Origin of the sequence: Leeuwenhoekiella sp. A2 (assembly GCF_047946655.1) — a bacterium.
GTDB lineage: Bacteria > Bacteroidota > Bacteroidia > Flavobacteriales > Flavobacteriaceae > Leeuwenhoekiella.
The window spans coordinates 3,557,303-3,573,641 of the sequence record NZ_CP172311.1; the positions used below are offsets into that span (position 1 = coordinate 3,557,303).

Below are 16,339 nucleotides of genomic sequence, written 5' to 3' on the forward strand. Positions count from 1 at the left end.
ACATCATATTAATGTAAAATATGTGTAATTTAATATGGAAAAAATTAATGAAAACGTATTAAAAAGCTCGATTTTTAATGAGATTATCTGCTTTTATTAAGTAAATATTCCTATTTTCAAACCAAACCACTCGTAAATGATAAACACCCAACACCCAATATTTTCGGCCTATCAAAAGGATTCTAAGTTTTATGATGAAATTTTTGATAAAGATGGTTCGGTAAAAGAGATCTATAAAACCCTATTTGGCTTATATAGTGATTATTCGGTCCAGGATTTTGTTAATCTAAATAATAAAGCGAAAGCTTCTTTTTTTAATCAAGGCATTACATTTCAGGTTTACGGAGACCATGAAACCAAAGAAAAAATATTTCCTTTTGATCTCTTCCCACGTATAATTGATCCTGAAGAATGGGATATTCTAGAAAAAGGTGTTTTACAACGCAGCAAAGCATTAAATCACTTTTTATGGGATATTTATCACGATAAAAAGATCATAAAGCAGGGTATAGTTCCGCTTGATCTTATAAGTTCTTCGGCAAATTATCTGCACCAGATGATAGGTGTTGATCCTCCTGGAGGAATTTATAACCATGTGTCAGGGACAGATCTTATAAAACATGCAGATGGCAAATACTATGTGTTGGAGGATAATATACGGTGCCCTTCTGGTGTGAGCTATGTGGTTTGTAATCGCACTGCTCTCAAGAGAGCTTTATTTGGTGTCTTTAATCACTATCAGGCTCATACTGTAACAGATTATGCAGAAAACCTGCTAGAGATCATGGAAACTGTAAAGCCTAAAGGAGTAGATGAACCTAATTGTGTGGTTATTACGCCTGGTATTTATAATTCCGCTTATTATGAGCACTCTTATTTGGCAAAAGCCATGGGTGTTGAGCTGGTAGAAGGTCGCGATCTTTTCGTAGAAAACGATTTTGTATACATGAAGACAATACGTGGTCCTGAAAAAGTAGATGTAATATATAGACGTATAGATGATCTTTTTATCGATCCGTTAGAATTTAAACCTGAATCTGCTTTAGGTGTGCCGGGTCTGTTTGCGGCGTATAAAAAGGGAAATGTTTGTTTAGTGAATGCTCCCGGAACCGGCGTAGCAGATGATAAGGCCATCTACACCTATATGCCACAGATCATTAAATACTATCTTGATGAAGAACCTATTTTAAATAATGTGCATACCTATCATTGTAGCAGACCTGACGAATTGAAATATGTTCTTGAGAATGTAGATAAACTCGTTATCAAACCTGTTGACGAAGCCGGGGGTTACGGTATCTCGATAGGAAATAAATTAACTAAAGAGGAAATTGAAAAAGTAAAGGTTACTGTAAAAGCAAATCCACGTAAGTATATTGCCCAGCCTATAATGTCACTTTCTGTACATGCAACTTATATAGAAGATACAGACTCTTTTGAACCACGTCATGTTGATCTGCGCACGTTTACTTTATTAGGTGCAGATAAAGATTTTGTTCTTAAAGGTGGCTTAACACGGGTAGCTCTTAAACGAGGCAATCTTGTGGTTAATTCATCACAGGGTGGCGGTTCTAAAGACACATGGGTATTAAAAAAATAAGAAAACATATATGCTAGCAAGAGTAGCCAATAATTTATTTTGGATGGGGCGTTATATAGAACGCTCAGAGCATGTCGCAAGATATCTCAACGTTAATTATTTTTCGTCATTAGACGCACCTAATGAACTTTCACAATCCAGACAACTTGTACTGCGTTCTATGCTGTTTATGGCTGGCGGTGAAGAGATTGAAGAAGATGAGATTTTAGAAGAAGAAAAGGTGCTTTATGATGTGGGTCTCAATCCTGAAATACAATTCTCTATAATTAATTGTATTAAATATGCTCGTGAGAATGCTAATAGTGCGCGCGATTTAATTTCTACAGAATTGTATGAATCAATAAATAAATTCTACCATTTTGTTCTGAATTATGATGTGCAATTATTTACCAAAAAAGGTCTTTACGATTTTACAGTACACGTGACTGAAGCCATGGCTGTTTTACGCGGAAAAATAAGAGCAACCCTTTTACATGACGAGGTATACGCCATAATTATGTTAGGTGTAAACCTTGAACGCGCTAATCAGATAGTAAGAATCATTCATTCTAAAAACCGAGATGCGCTGCATGCACAGGGAAGTTATGGTGATACGTATAAAAATAGCTATGAGTGGACGACCCTATTAAAGTGTGCAGAATCATACGATATGATGCGTCGTTTTTATAAAAAAACGCCTAATAGCGAGCGTACGCTTGAGTTTTTAATTCTGAATGCTCAATGCCCGCGTTCTGTAATGAACAGTTTAAACCAGGTGAGCAGTCATATAAAAGTGCTCAATACTGAAGAATTACCACTTAAAGATTCAGCTGCTTTTTTAATTGGTAAAGTTCGCGCTCAATATCAATACAAATTGATTGAAGAAATTGATGAAGAAATTGATAGTTTCATAGAACACATTCTCGATACAGTGGTCCTCATTGCAAAAAAAATAGAAAAGGAGTATTTTAATTATTGATACTCTAAACTCTTCTTTACATTTGCAGATTAATTATATCTTTTGAAATATACTATAAAATACAAGGCCCACAATACTTACGAGACTCCGGTAGACGAGGCTTTGTGGCAGTTTCTCATCATTCCTGAAAATAATGATTCGCAAGAACTTGTGCGTGAAGATTTCACTAACTCGCTACGCGTAGCGATAGAAAGTTCTATAAATGGTTATGGCTTCAACACCTACAGAATTCACCCTAAAAAGCAGTTTAAAGATATTCATTTTGATGCCACATTTGTGGTTAAAAAAAGTAAGCCAGAAGAGCTAAAAATCGCTCAAAAAGAGGCTAAAATCGATATATATTCCGTACTTCATTCTTTAGAATTTAAATCTGAGAATGAGCCGTTTTTACGTACTACTCCCCTAACACAATTGCCAGAAAACCCTACAGATATATTTTCATTTGATATAACGGTTTCTCCTTTTGCAAATCTACAGGCACTTAATAAGTGGATATTTGACGAGTTTACTTTTAAACCCAACGTTACAACCATAGAAAGTAGTCTGGGAGATATTTTAGAAACAAAAGAAGGCGTTTGCCAGGATTTCACACATTTATTTTGCGCAATTGCGCGAAAAAATAACATTCCTACGCGTTATGTTTCCGGTTATTTACACAGAGGCATAGGCTATCTGGGAGATTCACAGATGCATGCCTGGGTAGAATGTCTTTTACCAGAAGTGGGCTGGGTAGGCTTTGACCCTACTAACAATCTTTTCGCAGAAATTCACCACATAAAAGTTTGTCACGGTAAAGATTATACAGATTGCTCACCTCTAAAGGGAATCATATTTACCACGGGAGCAAATGAGACTTCATACAGTGTAGAAGTTACTTCGCCAGAAGATGATGAGAAAATTTTATCTCAAACCCAACAAATGGGCGACATGGTACAAACGCAAAGTGTGGATACAATTTCTCAAATACAGCAACAGCAACAACAGACTAAAAAGTTATAATTCTAATAACTTATTCTCTTATTTTAAAGAGAGTCATTAATTTTCCAGAAAATTCCATTTATGGTAACCACAGATCAGGTAAGAGATCTTAATACAAGATTAGCTGACTTAAAAAAATATTTAAGCATTGACCAGAAGTTGGTCGAGATACAGAATGAAGAAGAAAAAACCTTTGATCCTAATTTTTGGAATGACCCCAAAGCTGCAGAGCTTTTTATGCGTGAATTACGCGGAAAGAAAAAATGGGTAGAAGATTATCAAAAAGCGGTTAATTCTACTGAAGAATTAAGTGTCCTGCTAGAATTTCATAAAGAAGGTGAAGCTTCAGATGAAGACGTACAAACACATTACAATCAAATTATTACACTTGTTGAAAGCATGGAATTTAAGAATATGCTTTCAGAAGAAGGAGATTCTTTAAGTGCCGTACTTCAAATAACTGCAGGTGCCGGTGGTACAGAGAGTTGCGACTGGGCAGCTATGCTCATGCGTATGTATTTGATGTGGAGTGAAAAAAATGGTTATAAAGTTAAAGAACTCAATTACCAGGGCGGTGATGTTGCAGGAGTAAAAACAGTAACGCTAGAAATTGATGGTGAATTCTCTTTTGGCTGGCTCAAAGGTGAAAATGGCGTTCATCGCTTAGTACGCATCTCGCCATTTGACAGTAATGCAAAACGACATACTTCTTTTGCTTCGGTTTATGTATACCCATTAGCAGATGATAGTATAGAGATTGATATCAATCCGGCAGATATTAACTGGGATTTTGCCAGATCAAGTGGCGCCGGGGGTCAAAATGTAAATAAAGTTGAGACAAAAGCAATTCTTACCCACCACCCTACCGGTATTGTAATTCACAATAGTGAGACAAGATCACAGCTAGAAAATAGGGAAAAAGCTATGCAAATGCTTAAATCACAACTTTATGAGATTGAGCTCAAGAAAAGACAAGCTGCAAGAGACGAGATCGAGGCAGAAAAGAAAAGCATAGAATGGGGATCGCAGATACGTAATTACGTATTACACCCGTATAAACTTGTTAAAGATGTGCGTACAGCAGAAGAAACAGGAAATACTGATGCAGTTTTAGATGGTGACATTGATGCTTTTTTAAAGGCATATCTTATGATGAACGGACAAAAAGAAGAAGAAAACGAATTATAATTATGCTGAAAATATACCACAACCCAAGATGCGGCAAAAGCAGAGAAGGCCTTGCAATTTTAGAAGAATCTGGCAAGGATTTTGAAATTGTGAAATATCTTGAAAATACACCATCTTATATAGAATTAGCAGCTATAATTGGGAAATTAGGAATTCATGCTATTGATCTTGTAAGAACAAATGAATCTGCCTGGAAAGAGAATTTTAAAAACAAAAATCTTACAGATGAAGAAATTATTCAGGCCATGGTAGATCATCCTAAACTTATTGAACGCCCCATTGTAATTCATAACAATAAAGCCATAGTAGGAAGACCTCCTGAAAATATTAAGCAAATCTTATAATCAGATATCGGGTTTACGTGCACGAGATATAAAAAGGAAATTCTTGTTTTTCTAAACCGCCCTTTTATAACTGAACCTTCTCAAGGAATAACAGGTTTTTTTATTTAACGAAAATTTAACCACCAAGCCTTTAAACTTCCTGCATTTTCATAGTCTAAGAAGTGAAACCAAAAAATTCTATGAAAATTAAATTCCTATTAGTTTTATTACTAACAGTTCCTGTTTTAATATTTGCGCAAGCCAATAAGAAATTCACAATCTCAGGTTCGGTTGTAGACAAGCAAGGTGGTGTACCGCTTGAGTATGCTACGATCACAGTTACAGATGTTAACAATCCACAAGGTGTTACGGGAGGTATAACAGATACCGAAGGTAACTTTGAAGTAGAAGTAACTAACGGCACATATAATATCAAGGTAGAGTATATTTCTTTTGCCCCCTTTATCATCTCAAATAAAGAAGTAAATCAGGATCTTAATTTGGGTAAAATAACTTTAGAATTTGCTGCTGCAGATCTTGATGAAGTTACCGTAGTTGCAGAAACTACTACTGTTGATGTACGCTTAGACAAAAAGATCTACAATATTGGGAAAGACCTTACGACCGCAGGCGGTACTGTAAGCGATGCTCTTAATAATGTTCCTTCTGTTTCTGTAGATGTAGAAGGCGGCATAAGTTTAAGAGGAAATGAAAATGTACGTATTCTTATAAACGGTAAACCTTCTGCGATGGCAGGTTTTGGTTCTACAGATGTTTTAAGACAATTACCGGCAGATGCAATTGAGCGTGTAGAGGTTATCACTTCACCTTCGGCGAGATATGATGCAGAAGGAACCGCCGGTATTTTAAATATTATACTCCGTAAGGAAAAGACTTTAGGTTTTAATGGCTCAATAAATGCAAATGCTGGTTATCCTGACAATTTGGGTCTGTCGACAAATTTAAATTACAGAACAGAACATTATAATCTTTTCAACACAACGGGATTTAGATATTCTAATAGCCCTGGTAATGCTTTTTTTGACACACGCTACAATGCAAATAGCAATAGTGAGTTTGACAGAATTTATGAAGACAGAGATATTGATCGTTTAAACAGAGGTTTTAATACCAACTTAGGTATGGAATATTACCTTTCTGATAATTCATCACTTACCGGAACTATATTTTACCGTAACGGTAACGACCAGGATAAAACCACTAACAGAACTACCAATTTTAATGACGGTGATCTGCTTTTAGGAACTACACGTATTGAAGATCAGGCAGAAGATGATGAAAGCTTTCAGGTAGCTCTTAATTATATTAAAAAGTTTAATGACAATGGGCATCAATTAACCGCAGATTTTCAGTATGATATAGATCACGAACTTCAAAAATCTGATATTAATGAAGATGTCACCTTTAATGGTATAGGCACTGATGAAAATTTCATTAGTGAATTAATTACCACTAAAGAAAATCAAAAAGAATTTTTATTTCAAACAGATTATGTATTACCATTTGGTGATGATTCTCAATTTGAAGCAGGTTATCGCGGTAATTTTGAAAATGAAATAACAGATTATATGTTAGAACAGGAAGATGCACCTGCAAGTGAATCTTTCGTTGTTAACGATACACTTACTAATAAGTTTGATTATACAGAGAATGTAAATGCTTTGTACACGCAATACGGTACTAAATTTGGCGATTTTTCTTTCCTTTTAGGTTTACGTCTTGAGAATACCCAACTAAAAGGAAAAATTGATTCTAGACTTACTGAAGAAGAATTGCAGGATGTATTTGGCTTTGCTATAGATACAGATTTTGATAACAATTATCTGGGCCTCTTCCCTACCGTAAATATTATTTATGAGTTGGGCGAAATGGAAAATATAACAGTAGGCTATAACCGCCGTATTAACCGCCCTCGTGGTTGGTTTATCAATCCCTTCCCTTCAAGAAGTAGTAGAAATAATGTGTTTCAGGGAAATCCTAACTTAAAGCCGGCTTATTCTAATGCCTTTGATGTGGGTTATTTAAAACGCTGGGAGAAATTAACTTTTACATCGTCTGTCTATTTTCAAAGAGAAACAGATGCTTTTGAGCGCGTAGAAGAAAATATTGAAAACTCTAGCGTAATACGTACAATACCTATTAACCTTTCTAGTAATGAACGTACCGGTGGTGAACTAGGTCTTCTATATAATCCGGCAAAATGGTTGAGATTAAACGGTAGTTTTAACTTCTTCCAGTTTAAAAATGAAGGAGAATTTAACGGCGTAGACTACGGCAATAAAAACACAAGCTGGTTTGCAAGATTTAGTTCTAAGCTTACATTACCTGCTAAAATTGACTGGCAAACAAATGCTTTCTATCGCGGTCCTTCAGAAAATGCACAGACTAAGACAGACGGTATACTTTCTATAGATCTGGCTTTTAGTAAAGATATTTTTAATGAAAATGCCACTTTATCATTCAATGTGCAAGATCTTTTAAATTCAAGAAAGAGAAATCAATTCACTACCAATCCTAATTTTGTTAGAGACAGCGAATTTCAATGGAGAGAACGCCAGGTTAACTTGTCATTCATTTACCGTTTTAATCAACAAAAGAATCAGCAAAAAAGAGAACAAGATCGTGAGAACGATGAAGAAGGAGCCGATTTTAGTAGCTAAACGTCAGGTTTTCACCCTAAAAAAGCCATTTTTACTCAGGTAGAAATGGCTTTTTTATTTCATGAAATTATTACCATACTAGAAAAGTCAATGCTTAAGTTGAAAAATCGCCCAAAACGGGACTAAAATCGGGTAAGAACATAAAAAAACCACTAAGTAATCAGTGGTTTTTTATATTGTGAGATATGTTGTTGATTATATCTGTTCGCTTTCAGCTTTTTTCTTAGCACGCATTTCTTTAAAACGTTCTGTAAGAGCTCCTCCTAACCAATATGGTATAATAGAAACTAAAAATATCATTAACCAGAATCCTATAGTCAGGATGGTAAGAAATGCCAGAAAACCTAAATATTGATCAAATTCAAACATAATTAATTTTATCTTTTGTTTGGCAAATTTAGTTTTTATATGTCAAAAAGCATAACGTTATTTAGAGAATTATAAACAATATTTCAACCCTATTAAGAATATATATCATTCATTAATCATGTATTTTTGTTGAGTTAAAAATCAAAAAATTATGACATATCGCATAGAAAAAGATACCATGGGCGAAGTGCAGGTACCTGCAGATAAGCTATGGGGAGCTCAAACAGAGCGCTCAAGAAATAATTTTAAAATAGGAGCGGCAGCTTCTATGCCTCTAGAAATCATATATGGTTTTGCTTACCTTAAAAAAGCAGCGGCGTATACAAACTGCGAAGCCAGTGTTTTACCAATAGAAAAAAGAGATCTTATTGCACAGGTTTGCGACGAGATCCTTGCAGGAAAACATGACGATCAATTTCCGCTCGTTATCTGGCAAACCGGTTCTGGCACCCAGAGCAATATGAATGTGAACGAAGTAATTGCAAATCGTGCGCACCAGATCGCCGGCAAAAAATTAGGTGAGGGAGAAAAAACACTGCAGCCTAATGACGATGTGAACAAATCTCAATCATCTAATGATACCTTCCCTACCGGGATGCATATAGCCGCTTATAAAGTTATTAAAGAAACTACGCTTCCTGGTGTTATTAAATTAAGGAATACCCTAAAAGCTAAATCTGAAGAATTTAGAAAGGTTGTAAAAATTGGTCGTACGCATTTAATGGATGCCACACCGTTAACGCTTGGTCAGGAACTTTCAGGATATGTCTCTCAACTTGATCACGGCATTAAAGCGCTTGAGCATACTATGGAACATCTGTCTGAATTAGCTCTGGGAGGAACCGCTGTAGGTACAGGTATTAACACTCCCAAAGGTTACGCAAAACGCGTGGCCGAGTTTATAACAAAATTCACTGAATTACCTTTCAAAACCGCAGATAATAAATTTGAAGCACTTGCAGCTCATGATGCTCTCGTAGAAACTCACGGCGCATTGAAGCAACTTGCTGTTTCCCTTAATAAAATAGCAAATGACATACGTATGCTCGCTTCAGGACCTCGAAGTGGTATTGGTGAACTAATAATCCCGGCAAATGAGCCAGGATCTTCTATCATGCCAGGTAAAGTAAATCCTACTCAATGTGAAGCACTTACAATGGTATGTGCTCAGGTCATTGGTAATGATATGACAATTGCCGTTGCGGGAATGCAGGGTCAATATGAGTTAAATGTGTTTAAACCTGTAATGGCTGCTAACATTTTACAATCTGCACGATTAATAGGTGATGCATGTTTTTCTTTTGATGAGCATTGTGCAGAAGGAATTCAGCCTAATAAAGCCCGTATTAAAGATCTTGTGAATAATTCGCTTATGCTTGTTACGGCTTTAAATACGAAAATAGGATATTATAAAGCTGCTGAAATAGCAAATACGGCTCATGAGAATGGTACAACTTTAAAAGAAGAGGCTATAAATCTGGGTTATCTTACAGAAGAAGAGTTTGACGAGTGGGTTAAACCTGAAGATATGGTAGGAAATATCTAAATATAATAGAAATTCCGTGCTAGATTTTAGTACGGAATTTCTTTCAGTTATAATCAAAACTATAACGTTTTCTTAAAGTTTTTCATTAAATCTATGAAATAAGTTGCTATTGATTATATTTTGTTACATTTGATTGCATACCCCAAAACCCCTAAACATACCCCTATGATATTTACCAAACTTTGGGTTTATGATTTATTGGCGTTTATTGACTGTATGTATATGGTTTTTAGGTGTTTTGCTTGGCAACATCGATTTTTATAATGATTCTTCGCGTACCTCAAGTATTCTTGACGTAAAAGATTTTGAGTTCAAACCTGTCACAGATTTTAATAAAGGTCTGGATAATGGCAGTTACTGGATCAAAATAAATACGTTAAAGGAGAATGATGAAGTTTTGCGTATAAAATCCTATCATTTAAGAAAATTTGAGGCTTTCGATTCTACCGGAAGCAGTATTTCTGAAATTCCGGATCTACAATATCCTGCTTTTGATATCTCAAAGCATCATGACCTCTTACCGCTATATGTAAATCTGCAGTTTGATGAAGAGGCAAACTTCCCTATAGAATTCACCACTCTTTCTGAAGTAATTAAAAAAGAGCAAGGTAACATTTTTGGCTACGGTCTCTTTTATGGAGTTATGTTCTTTATAATCCTGATCAATCTCTTTTTATTCTTCTCATCTGGCGATAACGGCTTACTGTATTATGCTGCGGTACTCTTAATCTCTGGTATTAGTCTGGCTTTTAGAGATAATATTCCTTATATGTTTGGCCTTGTGCAGTCTTATCTGGTAGATCTCGAATTGCTGTTCCATGTTTTGCTAGGTATTGTTGGAGCAATTTTTGCCTATACTTTTGTAAGGCTAAAATACTCATATCCTGAACTTAAACTCACAATAATAACTTTTGCAACCCTATCTGTTATATTTATGGTGGGTTATTGGATAACCGGGAATTACTTCTTTTTTGCACTGGCAGATACAATGGTGCTTCTCACAATAACTGCAACCTGGATTACAAGTGGGTTAGCTAGCAAAACCACGCCTTTTTTCTATCTGGTATCGTTTGTTTTTGCAATAAATATTTACTGCATATTTGACTTTTTTGTGCTTTATGATTTTGGCTTATCCATATTACCTATTACGCCATTTATTATAAAATTAGGTATGGTAGCAGAAATGATAATCATATCTATTGCCATTTTACGACGCTGGCAGTATACAGATAAAAATAATTCTAACCTGATAAAAGAATTGAGTTTACGGGAAGAAGAACTTGAGAAACTTAGCCAGTATAAAAAGGTAGAAGATATTAATGACTCTTACCTTGAATCACTAATAGACAATTACAATTTAAACAACTGCGAAGTAAAAATATTACACGCGCTCTCTACCGGAACGCGTGAAGATAAGCTCAATGAGCAATTAAAACTTCCTGATTTTAAGATAAAACAATCTATGGCCAGCCTTTATAAAAAACTAGGTATCGCCGAAGATTCTGATTTTTTAAATATGCTTAGTTAGCAGATTTTTCTTTCGGAAGACTACTTCTTATAGAATTTTTTGTACTTGGGATAAGCTAAAAGAGCGAAAGCAATCACGCAGCCGAATATTATAAGTGCCTTATTTAGGTTAAGGATATTATTACCACTCGCATAACTGTGAAGACCTGAAAGCCAGAAATTCACACCAAAATAAGTCATCATAATACTACCGTAAGCAAGCACAGCCATTAGATTAAAAAACCATTTTCCTCTAAGACCTGGCACTAAGCGCATGTGAATAACAAATGCGTAAACCATAATACTTATCAATGCCCAGGTTTCTTTTGGGTCCCAACCCCAGTAACGGCCCCAACTTTCATTAGCCCACTGACCTCCTAAGAAATTCCCTATAGTTAGCATTACAAGACCAACAGTAAGTGACATTTCAGTAATAATTGTAATCTCTTTTATATTGAGATCCATTTTTTTCCTGTTCTTTTCATTGGTAAGTAAAATGAGAAGAAGAGAAACTAAACCTAATATCATTCCCAGAGTGAACGGTCCATAACTAGCTACAATAACTGCCACATGTATCATTAACCAATAACTATCAAGCACCGGTTGCAAATTAGCAATTGCAGGGTTAAGCCAGTTCATGCTTGCTCCCCACAAAATAAAGCCGGCAACAAAAGCGGTACTTGCAATTGTCAACGAACTTTTTCGCCCAAAGGCGAGCCCAAAGAACATGGTAGCCCAGCCAACATATAATACAGATTCATAAGCATCACTCCACGGGGCGTGACCAGAAATATACCATCTCCATATTAATCCTGCTGTATGCAATAGAAATAAGATGAGAACAGCTGCACCGCCAAGTCTTACCATGAATTTTATAAAGCGGTTATCTTTAAAAATTCTGGTAATTACAAAAACAAACATGAAAACAGATGCAAGAAGATACATCCAGTAAAGTTTTGTAAAAATATCATGTTTATTATAAAACACTTCAGCATTTACCTTGTCTTCACTCGGCATTACTTCACTCCCGTACTTGCGTTGAAAACTGGTTATACTATTTAAAAGTTCGTCTGCTTTATCATAATTACCTGTATCCTTCCCTTCCCTGAGTGCACTAAAATAAATGGGCAGAATTTGTTTCGTGTAAACAGAATCCATTCCTTTAAAGTTGGCCGTTCCTAATTCCGGATAAGAATACCATTTGTTATTAGGATCATTAGGCTGAGGAAATATTTTTAAAATTTCACCACTAAGTGCCCTGTCTAATAAACCTAAGCGTTCTGAAATATCAATAAAATCTTTATCGTAGCTATTTTTTACTTCATCCTGATATGCATTTTGAAGATACGGAGTCAATTTATACTGTCCCTGAGCATCAAAGAAATCGATCGCCTTAACGTATTCTTTATCTTTAGGAATACCTACAATATTACGTATACTATCGTTTTGCGTTTTAAGATAGATAAACTCAACATTGTACCAGAACACTGGAGATTCTACCATAGACAAAAACACCTGATCTGCATTCATGCCCAGATAAGTATCTTTTCGGCTCAATTTGCGTAAAACCTGGCTGGCAAAGGTATTAACAGGCATCATACGACCTTTATCATCCTGAATAACAAGCTTACCAAATTTCTCTGCGTGTTCTGCGCTTACAGCGTTGGCAACAAGAATAGAATCTATTTGTTCTTTAGAAGCAACAGCGTGATTGATCGCTGTATTATCTTCAAGTTGCGGCTGTATTTCTGCACTAGATTCTATAATGGTGGTATTCCCGTTATCAACCTGAACTTTATCTTCCTGAGCGTGTAGATTTCCGCTTAAAGTGAAAAATGCTATCAAAATGGGTAAAGCTGCTTTTTTTGCCTTCACCTTATCAAGACGCCTCTTAAGATCGCCAAATCTGCTTCCCTTATCAAAAAGTATTAGCATTAAGCCTAAATAAAGGGCAAAATAACCTATATAAGTGATCCATGTGCCCCAAAAATCGTGGTTAACAGAAAGAACAGTACCTAGCTCATCCGGATCAAAACTTGCCTGAAAAAACCGGTAGCCCTGATGATCAAGAACATGATTCATATGAATATCATAATCAAAGCTTTCTTGCGGAGAATCAATTACAGTGATATCACTGGCGTAAGACGAATAGACATTTTTAGTTCCCGGGTAACGCTGAGCAACAAAATCATCTAATTTAATGGCAAAAGGAAGAGGAACAGATTTGCTCCCATATGACAAATGAAATTTGAGATCGCCTATTTCTACAGTCTTCATATCACTATCAAAACCTTTACCTCCTAGTAGGCCTATTTGCTTAGAACCTTTATCCGTTTTAACTGTTACAAAAAGTGCATCAGCCTGATTTTTCTGTTTAGGAAAAGATTCTACAATTCCATTTGTACCTTTTATAACAGGTTCTGGAATAACGAACTGCATCTCTCCTATTTGATATAAAGACCGCAATTTGAGCTCCTGTACAGAATCCTGTATTACCTGATAATTCTCCTGAGTTGCCATAACAGTCACTCCACCCTCAAAGGGAGACTCAAGTGTATAATTATCACCATCATATGAAATATTTATAGCTCCTTCTGTAGGTTTGTTAAAGGCAAACAGTGTATTATGAATATTGTCAATTTGTCCTTCTTCCAGATAATGCTCATGACGTGTACCGTCACCGGCTTCAACTATTTTTAATTGATTGCGACCATCGGGATCTTCTACCAGACCTTCTTCTGCACCATCTATAAATTTATCAAAGCTTATTGTTACCGGCCTGCCATCAAAATCTGTGTTGATTTCAAAATCATTATTTAATCTTGATGATAGCAACATTTCCTTTTCTATAGGTCTGCGCTGCGGTGTTCCATCTTTCTCACCATCTATGAAAACCTTTAAATAGGTTTTATCACTTAAAAAGGAATTTTCAGTTTGCCCCTCTCTAATAGGCATAACACCTTCATAACCTATATATCGCGTTACTCCTGCTCCTACTATTATTAAGATAAATGAACAGTGAAAAAGCAGAGTTGTCCACTTTTCTTTTCGCCACAGCTTAAATCTCCAGATATTTCCCACAAAATTGATTACAAACAAAATATGTATAAGTTCAAACCACCAGGCCTGATAAATATAATATTTAGTAAAAGGTGTGGGTGAAGTGTCCTGACCCGCGTCAAGTATAGTGCCCGTTGCCATTGCGACAGCGTAAGCGATAAACAAAAAAGCCATTAAACGGGTAGAAAATAGGAGGTCTGCAATACGTTTTTGCATAATGGAAAAGCAAATTTTTAATGGCGCGAATATACGACACAAAACCGCATTACTCAAGCATTACGGCTCTCTTTATAATCTGTAATTCTTAATCCAAATTATGTACTTTTGAATCTGTGATAGAAATTTCAATAATAGGCACAGGCAACGTAGCATCTTATCTTGCGCATGCATTCGCTGAAAGTAAAGGCATTTTACTCAGGCAGATAGTAGGTCGAACACAAGAAACACTTTTACCATTTAATAAGATAGCTGAATGCATTACTTCATATGATAACCTGCATACGGTTGATATATTGATAATTGCAGTTTCAGACAATGTAATACATGAAATTTCACAAGCGATTCCTGTTACACTCTCAATCGTGACTCATACATCAGGAAGCACCTCGATAGACGCGCTGAAAAAGCACTCAAAAAGGGCGATTTTTTACCCTTTACAGTCGTTTTCTAAAAATAGAAATATTGATTTTTCAACAGTTCCTATTTGCTTAGAAGCTGCTAATAAAAGTGATCTTTTATTATTAGAAGAAGTAGCTTCTGCTTTAAGTGATTCTATACACTTCTTAAATAGTGAATCGAGAGCACATTTGCATCAGGCGGCTGTATTTGCCAATAATTTTTGCAATCACATTCTTTATCAAACAGAAGAAATTTGCAAAACTCATTCTCTAGATTTCAATTTACTAAAACCATTGATGACAGAAACTGTGAACAAAGCGTTTGATATTGGGGCACTTGCAGCACAAACAGGCCCGGCAAAACGCCAGGATACTTCTACAATAAAAAAGCAACTTGAAAATTTAAAAACAGAAGAGCAAAAGCTCATTTACAAAACTATTACACAGACTATTTTAAAGACTTATGGAAAAGAAAAGTTATAAGGAATACTTAAAGCATGTAACAACTTTTATTTTTGACGTTGACGGCGTTCTTACAGATGGTACAATACAAATTGGCACCACTGGCGAAATGCTAAGAACAATGCATACAAAAGATGGCTATGCTCTTAAAACAGCATTAAACCAAGGGTTCAATGTGTGTATAATTTCCGGAGGGACCAATGAAGGTGTACGTCACAGACTACAAGGTTTAGGTGTTACAGATATTTTCTTAGGTGCTCACGCAAAAATTGAGCAGCTTAATCAATATTTTGAAACCTATGACATAAAAGCCGAAAACGTACTTTATATGGGTGATGATATTCCGGATTTTCCTGTGATGAAGTTAGTTGGTTTACCCTGTTGCCCACAGGATGCTGTAAAAGAGATCAAAGAAATCTCTAAATATGTTTCTCACAAAAATGGCGGAAATGGTTGCGTGAGAGATGTTATTGAGCAGGTACTAAAAGTACAGGATAAATGGATGAAAGAGTTTGATGCTAAATATGACTAATTGAGATAGCGCTCTTTAGTTATTTTTATGTGATGCAATTCGTGACCGGCAATTATAAAACCAGCAGCTCTGGCAGATAGTGTATGATTGCTAGCTTCACCTAAATTTAGTAAGCCATCAGCCGGGAGATTCTTAAAAAGATGAATTGAGCTTTCTCTTACTGCTGCATATTCATCTAATAAACTTTTAAGACTTCTCTTATTTGCCTGCGAAGGCGCTATATAATTATCCTGATCAAAACCGGGAAATGGTGTTTTATCATTACGTGCAATACAAACAGCTCGATATTGAAAAACACGTTCTGTATCAATTATATGAAGTAAAACTTCAAGAATTGTCCATTTGCCTTCTGCGTAAGCATAGGTCAATTTATCATCAGGAATAGCGGAAAAGAAAGCTAAAACACTTTCTTTTCCGTTTTCTATTGCCTGAAGGATTGATAAATCTTCATGAACTAAATCAACATACGTACTGTAAAACTGATTATACTCTGAAGATTTAAGATCGCTCTTTTTCATT

At 35.7% G+C, this 16,339-nt stretch carries 13 protein-coding genes; 10 read left to right on the top strand and 3 right to left on the bottom strand.

Features of this window, described 5'->3' with window-relative positions; translation table 11 throughout:
- Positions 1-136 precede the first annotated feature (136 nt).
- The 6 genes from ACH3PA_RS15650 (at position 137) to ACH3PA_RS15675 (ending at position 7,728) form a co-directional block, all read left to right on the top strand.
- Positions 137-1,600: a circularly permuted type 2 ATP-grasp protein gene (locus ACH3PA_RS15650; protein WP_416442029.1), complete on the top strand. Its 1,464-nt coding sequence runs from the start codon at positions 137-139 to the stop codon at positions 1,598-1,600.
- Between the two features lie 10 nt (positions 1,601-1,610).
- Positions 1,611-2,558, top strand: coding sequence for an alpha-E domain-containing protein (locus ACH3PA_RS15655; protein WP_416442031.1), 948 nt, complete (start codon positions 1,611-1,613; stop codon positions 2,556-2,558).
- A gap of 42 nt (positions 2,559-2,600) precedes the next feature.
- Positions 2,601-3,557 (top strand): transglutaminase-like domain-containing protein, encoded by a 957-nt coding sequence (locus ACH3PA_RS15660; protein WP_416442033.1) that lies wholly within the window; start codon positions 2,601-2,603, stop codon positions 3,555-3,557.
- A 60-nt stretch (positions 3,558-3,617) separates the two neighbouring features.
- Positions 3,618-4,724 (top strand): peptide chain release factor 2, encoded by a 1,107-nt coding sequence (gene prfB / locus ACH3PA_RS15665; protein WP_416442035.1) that lies wholly within the window; start codon positions 3,618-3,620, stop codon positions 4,722-4,724.
- Positions 4,725-4,726: 2 nt separating this feature from the next.
- The gene (gene arsC / locus ACH3PA_RS15670) at positions 4,727-5,068 is read left to right on the top strand and encodes an arsenate reductase (glutaredoxin) (RefSeq protein ID WP_416442036.1); all 342 of its coding nucleotides are present in this window, start codon (positions 4,727-4,729) and stop codon (positions 5,066-5,068) included.
- A gap of 179 nt (positions 5,069-5,247) precedes the next feature.
- Positions 5,248-7,728 carry a TonB-dependent receptor domain-containing protein gene (locus tag ACH3PA_RS15675; protein WP_416442037.1) on the top strand — a complete coding sequence of 827 codons (2,481 nt, stop codon included), beginning with the start codon at positions 5,248-5,250 and terminating at the stop codon, positions 7,726-7,728.
- A 195-nt stretch (positions 7,729-7,923) separates the two neighbouring features.
- On the opposite strand, the gene ACH3PA_RS15680 is transcribed toward ACH3PA_RS15675, so the two are convergent.
- Complete coding sequence (locus ACH3PA_RS15680) at positions 7,924-8,097, bottom strand: hypothetical protein (protein WP_416442039.1); 174 nt, start codon at positions 8,095-8,097, stop codon at positions 7,924-7,926.
- 151 nt (positions 8,098-8,248) lie between these two features.
- Between ACH3PA_RS15680 and fumC the strand changes: the two genes are divergently transcribed.
- Positions 8,249-9,643 (top strand): class II fumarate hydratase, encoded by a 1,395-nt coding sequence (fumC, locus tag ACH3PA_RS15685; RefSeq protein WP_416442041.1) that lies wholly within the window; start codon positions 8,249-8,251, stop codon positions 9,641-9,643.
- A 190-nt stretch (positions 9,644-9,833) separates the two neighbouring features.
- On the top strand, positions 9,834-11,171 hold the full coding sequence (locus tag ACH3PA_RS15690) for a 7TM-DISM domain-containing protein (protein WP_416442043.1): 1,338 nt from the start codon (positions 9,834-9,836) through the stop codon (positions 11,169-11,171).
- 20 nt (positions 11,172-11,191) lie between these two features.
- Here ACH3PA_RS15690 and ccsA read toward each other — a convergent pair whose 3' ends face one another.
- Complete coding sequence (gene ccsA / locus ACH3PA_RS15695) at positions 11,192-14,425, bottom strand: cytochrome c biogenesis protein CcsA (RefSeq protein WP_416448275.1); 3,234 nt, start codon at positions 14,423-14,425, stop codon at positions 11,192-11,194.
- A 116-nt stretch (positions 14,426-14,541) separates the two neighbouring features.
- On the opposite strand from ccsA, the gene ACH3PA_RS15700 reads away from it, so the two are divergent.
- Both ACH3PA_RS15700 and ACH3PA_RS15705 read left to right on the top strand, forming a co-directional pair.
- Positions 14,542-15,309: a Rossmann-like and DUF2520 domain-containing protein gene (locus ACH3PA_RS15700; protein ID WP_416442047.1), complete on the top strand. Its 768-nt coding sequence runs from the start codon at positions 14,542-14,544 to the stop codon at positions 15,307-15,309.
- Entirely contained in the window at positions 15,290-15,820 is a 531-nt protein-coding gene (locus tag ACH3PA_RS15705; protein ID WP_416442049.1) for a KdsC family phosphatase, read from the top strand. The genes ACH3PA_RS15700 and ACH3PA_RS15705 overlap by 20 nt, the downstream gene beginning before the upstream one ends.
- Here the strand turns inward: ACH3PA_RS15705 and ACH3PA_RS15710 are convergent.
- The gene (locus ACH3PA_RS15710; protein ID WP_416442051.1) at positions 15,817-16,338 is read right to left on the bottom strand and encodes a DinB family protein; all 522 of its coding nucleotides are present in this window, start codon (positions 16,336-16,338) and stop codon (positions 15,817-15,819) included. The two genes, ACH3PA_RS15705 and ACH3PA_RS15710, sit on opposite strands and share 4 nt — an antisense overlap.
- Between the last annotated feature and the right edge of the window lies 1 nt (position 16,339).

What these genes read in the sequence shown, in the direction of transcription:
- ACH3PA_RS15690 (WP_416442043.1), top strand. Translation starts at nt 9,834, where the DNA reads ATGATTTATTGGCGTTTATTGACTGTATGTATATGGTTTTTAGGTGTT.
- fumC (WP_416442041.1), top strand. Translation starts at nt 8,249, where the DNA reads ATGACATATCGCATAGAAAAAGATACCATGGGCGAAGTGCAGGTACCT.
- ACH3PA_RS15710 (WP_416442051.1), bottom strand. Translation starts at nt 16,338, where the DNA reads ATGAAAAAGAGCGATCTTAAATCTTCAGAGTATAATCAGTTTTACAGT.
- arsC (WP_416442036.1), top strand. Translation starts at nt 4,727, where the DNA reads ATGCTGAAAATATACCACAACCCAAGATGCGGCAAAAGCAGAGAAGGC.
- ACH3PA_RS15680 (WP_416442039.1), bottom strand. Translation starts at nt 8,097, where the DNA reads ATGTTTGAATTTGATCAATATTTAGGTTTTCTGGCATTTCTTACCATC.
- ACH3PA_RS15705 (WP_416442049.1), top strand. Translation starts at nt 15,290, where the DNA reads ATGGAAAAGAAAAGTTATAAGGAATACTTAAAGCATGTAACAACTTTT.
- prfB (WP_416442035.1), top strand. Translation starts at nt 3,618, where the DNA reads ATGGTAACCACAGATCAGGTAAGAGATCTTAATACAAGATTAGCTGAC.
- ACH3PA_RS15650 (WP_416442029.1), top strand. Translation starts at nt 137, where the DNA reads ATGATAAACACCCAACACCCAATATTTTCGGCCTATCAAAAGGATTCT.
- ccsA (WP_416448275.1), bottom strand. Translation starts at nt 14,425, where the DNA reads ATGCAAAAACGTATTGCAGACCTCCTATTTTCTACCCGTTTAATGGCT.
- ACH3PA_RS15675 (WP_416442037.1), top strand. Translation starts at nt 5,248, where the DNA reads ATGAAAATTAAATTCCTATTAGTTTTATTACTAACAGTTCCTGTTTTA.
- ACH3PA_RS15655 (WP_416442031.1), top strand. Translation starts at nt 1,611, where the DNA reads ATGCTAGCAAGAGTAGCCAATAATTTATTTTGGATGGGGCGTTATATA.